General features: G+C 63.2%; 5 protein-coding genes. 1 reads left to right on the top strand and 4 read right to left on the bottom strand.

Translation table 11 applies throughout. The features are described 5' to 3' along the window. Positions 1 to 285, bottom strand: a 285-nt coding sequence (locus tag HX846_RS23850) for a Glu/Leu/Phe/Val dehydrogenase dimerization domain-containing protein (protein WP_306173146.1), incomplete at its 3' end; no start/stop codon positions are given. 186 nt (positions 286 to 471) lie between these two features. Between HX846_RS23850 and HX846_RS23855 the strand changes: the two genes are divergently transcribed. Then, positions 472 to 1275 (top strand): SirB1 family protein, encoded by an 804-nt coding sequence (locus tag HX846_RS23855; RefSeq protein WP_003212796.1) that lies wholly within the window; start codon positions 472 to 474, stop codon positions 1273 to 1275. Here HX846_RS23855 and HX846_RS23860 read toward each other — a convergent pair. The 3 genes from HX846_RS23860 to fahA form a co-directional block, all read right to left on the bottom strand. Then, entirely contained in the window at positions 1199 to 2584 is a 1386-nt protein-coding gene (locus tag HX846_RS23860; RefSeq protein ID WP_178966208.1) for an aromatic acid/H+ symport family MFS transporter, read from the bottom strand. The genes HX846_RS23855 and HX846_RS23860 overlap by 77 nt on opposite strands. Before the next feature lie 101 nt (positions 2585 to 2685). Beyond that, positions 2686 to 3321: a maleylacetoacetate isomerase gene (gene maiA / locus HX846_RS23865; RefSeq protein ID WP_134325765.1), complete on the bottom strand. Its 636-nt coding sequence runs from the start codon at positions 3319 to 3321 to the stop codon at positions 2686 to 2688. Between the two features lie 12 nt (positions 3322 to 3333). Beyond that, the coding region (gene fahA / locus HX846_RS23870; protein ID WP_178966209.1) for a fumarylacetoacetase at positions 3334 to 4058 on the bottom strand (725 nt) is incomplete at its 5' end.

The raw sequence follows: 4058 nt of genomic DNA on the forward strand, positions 1-4058 counted from the left end.
TTCAAACAATGCCGCGCGGCTTTCCACATGGGCGGGGCGGATGATCACCGCATTGCCGCCACCCACCGGCAAACCGGCCAGCGCGGCCTTGTAGCTCATGCCCTGGGCCAGGCGCGCGGCATCCGCCACGGCACTTTCATCGTCGGGGTAAGAGAGGTAGCGGCAGCCTCCAAGGGCGGGACCCAGGCGGCTGTTGTGGATGGCAATGACCGCCTTCAACCCGGTGGCCGGGTCAACGCTCAGGTGCAGCGATTCAAGGCGGGTGCTGTGCATGAGCGCAAACATCGTCAAGCTCCCGAATCACTTCTGGTAGGCGCCAAGTATAGGACCGCCAGCGAAACCCTGCTGAAGCGCGCAGGAATAAGACCACCGGTTTTAAAGGGTTTGCGACATAAACAGGTAGGACCTGTCTTAAGGCACTGGACGAAAGTTCACAGCAAGGCTAAAACGAGACATCCGCCGGAGAACCCAATGAAGCCCCGCGACGCCTTTTTTGCCTGCCTGGAACGGTCACCGCCCGCGCTGTTTGAAGCCGCGCTGTGGATGGCGGCCGAGCACGACCCGGCGGTGGACCCCTTGGCCATCCTGCAGGACTTCAAGGTACTGCAGCAATTGGTCAGCCTCAGCATGCCGATGCTGCCGGCGGATGAACTCGGACAACCGTTGCTGCGGCGCATGAACGACCTGGGGTTCGCCCAGGATGACCACACCCCGCTGCGCCCCGCCGCCGCGCTGCTGGACAAGGTGTTGAAGCGTAAACGCGGGCAGCCGCTGGCTCTCGGGCTGATTGCCCTGGAGCTGGCGCGGCGCCTGGACATTCCGCTGGTGGGCGTCAACTTCCCGGGGCACTTCCTGTTGCGGGTGCCGGGCGCCGATCACCTGCTCGACCCCTGCGGCGGCCGACGCCTGTACCCCAACGATTGCCGCGACCTGCTGACCCGCCAGTACGGGCCCAATCTCAAGTTGCAGGCCGACCACCTGCACACCGCCGAGCCGCGATCGATCCTGCAACGGCTGTCGCGTAATCTGCGCCAGTTGCACCTGTCCAACGACGACCACCTGGCCGCTCTGGTGGACGCCGAACGCGTGCTGGAGCTGGGCAATGCCAGCGCCGCCGATTACCTGGCCCGGGCCAGTTTGTATCAGCGCCTGGATTGCCCGAACGCCGAGCGTTTTGACCTGGAACACGCGTTGATGCTCAGCGAAGACCCGATCCAGCGTCTACGCCTGACCGAACGGCTGGGCCATTTGCCGCCGAACTCTGTGGTGCATTGACTGGCGAGCGCACCTGGATAATCAACAACGCCGCTATCACCGCCGGAATCGCGCAGAAGAAGAAAATCTGCTGCACCGGTATGTGCATCGCCAGCAGCAGGCTGCCGAACAGCGGCCCCAGGATCGACCCGAACCGCCCGACACCCAGTGCCCAGCCTGTACCGGTGGCCCGCACGTGAGCCGGGTAGAAGTTACTGGCGAACGCGTTCAGGGTCAGTTGACCGCCGATGATGCAGAAGCCCGCCGCAAACACGCAGGCCACCAGATAGCGCGGATTGTCGTGATTCAGCCCCAGCAGGATGGTGCACACCGCAGCCGCTGCCAGCACGCCGGACAGTAGGCGCACTTTGCTTTTGAGCCGGTCGGCAAACCAGGCCATGCCGATGGCGCCCAAGGTCCCGGCGAACAGGAACATCGAGGTCACCAGGTTGGCCTCATTCAGGCCCAGGCCGCTTTCCAGCAACAGCGAAGGCAGCCAGCTGATCATGAAATACAGCAGGATCAGGCTGACAAAAAACGTCGCCCACAGCAGTAATGTCGGGCGCGCATAACCATGGCGGAACAGCTCCACCACCGTCAGTTTGCTGCCTTGCTCCTGGCGGTTTTGCTCCTCGCTCGCCGCCGGCGGTAGCCAGCCTGGCAGCATCCGCGCGGTGACTTTTTGCAGGCGCGCATACGGCGGTGCATCACGCAGCAGGCGCGGCAGCGATTCAGGCAACATCCAGGCAAGAAACGGAAACAACAGCAATGGCGTCACACCACCGGCGAGGAACACCGCCTGCCAGCCGAAACTGTCGATAAACCCGGCCGCGACAAAACCACCGGTCGCACCGCCGAAAGAGAAGCCACAGGCGGCGAGCGTCACCATCAATGTTCGCAGGCGGGGTGGTGAGTATTCCGACATCAAGGCCATGGCGCTGGGCATTGCACCGCCCATGCCGATGCCGCAGATAAAGCGGGCGGCCATCAAGGTATTGAGAGAGTTGGCGAACACCATCAGCACCGTGAGGCTGGCGTAGATCAACACACAGCACAGCAGGATGCGCCGCACCCCGAAGCGATCCGCCAGCGGCGTGACGGCTAGGGAGCCCAGCGTCAGCCCCAGCAGGTTGGCGCTGAACACCGGGCCGAACGCGGCTTTTTCCAGGCCCCAGTCCTTGGCCAGCGCCGGTACTACGTAGCCCAGGACCTGGGCGTCGTAGCCGTCGGTGACCAGCAACAGTGCCAGCAACAGGAGAATCAACCACTGATAGCGCGACACCGGACGGGCGTCGAGTGCCGCACGAAAGCTGGCAATCTGATTGTGCATCGCAAGGGACCTGTATTGTTTTTATATATTTTGGACACGCTGAAGATCACATGTGGGAGCGGGNNCCCGCTCCCACATTTGGCCGGTGTGAGCCTGGAGATTTATGGGGTATCCGGTTGGTTGGCGGGATGAGCCGCCATGAACGCCGGATGCTGCGCCGCCAACCCCGCCACCCGCTGAATGCGCGGGTACGCCGCCAGCGACACCTTGAACCGCTCGGCCGCATACAACTGTGGAATCAGGAACGTATCCGCCATCCCCGGCTGCTCGCCAAAGCAATAACCCTGATCACCAATCAACTGCTCAACCGCCGCCAGGCCCTGGCTGATCCAGTGCCCGATCCACTCCAGCACCTGCGCTTCATCGTGCCCCCATTGCTTGAGCAGATTCTGGGTACTGGAGTTGTGCAGCGGGTGGATGTCGCAACCGATGACCGACGCCACCGCGCGCTCATGGGCGCGGGTTGCCAGATCCGTGGAGAGCAACGGCACCTGTGGATAACGTTCCTCCAGGTACTCGATGATCGCCGGCGACTGAATCAACACATCACCCTCATCGGTGCGCAAGGCCGGCACGCGACCTTGCGGGTTGATCGCCAGGTACTCCGGCTGATGGTTGGCGCCGCCCTTGGGCACCAGCAGGTTGACCGGCACCGCCGTGAAGTCCAGGCCCTTGAGGGCCAGCGCAATCCGCACCCGGTACGACGAAGTGGAGCGGTAGTAGGTATAGAGTTCCATGGCCCTGCCCTCTCAGCGCGCCGCGACCACGGTACCCCGGCATTCGCCGAAGCCGATGGAGGCAAAACCGTCGCGGGTGCAGCGGGCACGCAGGATGATTTCGTCGCCATCTTCAAGGAATTTCCGCACCTCGCCGGAGGCCAGTTCGATCGGCTTTTTACCGCCCTCGGTGATTTCCAGCAGGCTGCCGAATTGTCCGGCTTCAGGCCCCGACAAGGTGCCCGAACCAAACAGGTCACCCGCCTGCAACTGGCAGCCATTGACGCTGTGGTGCGCAACCATCTGCGCGACGGTCCAGTACATGTGTTGGGTGTTGCTCAGGGTCAAGCGATGGGCCGGCAGGTTCTGCTCACGCATCGAGGCGGTGGTCAGCAGCACTTCCAGTTCGATATCAAAACCACCGGCAGCCTGGTCGCGCTTGTCCAGCAAGTATGGCAGTGGTTGCGGGTCGCCTTCAGGGCGCGCCGGCTGTGCCTTGCGGAACGGTTCCAGGGCTTCAGCCGTCACCACCCATGGCGAAATGCTGGTGATGAAACTCTTCGACAGGAACGGGCCCAGCGGCTGGTATTCCCAGGCCTGGATATCCCGCGCCGACCAGTCGTTGAGCAGGCAGAAACCGGCGATGTGATCAGCCGCGTCGCCGATGGCAATCGAGTCGCCCATGGCATTGCCCTGGCCGATCCAGATGCCCAGCTCCAGCTCGTAGTCCAGGCGTGCGCAGGGGCCGAAGGTCGGCT

It is taken from the genome of Pseudomonas sp. K5002, from assembly GCF_013386655.1.
Lineage (GTDB): Bacteria > Pseudomonadota > Gammaproteobacteria > Pseudomonadales > Pseudomonadaceae > Aquipseudomonas.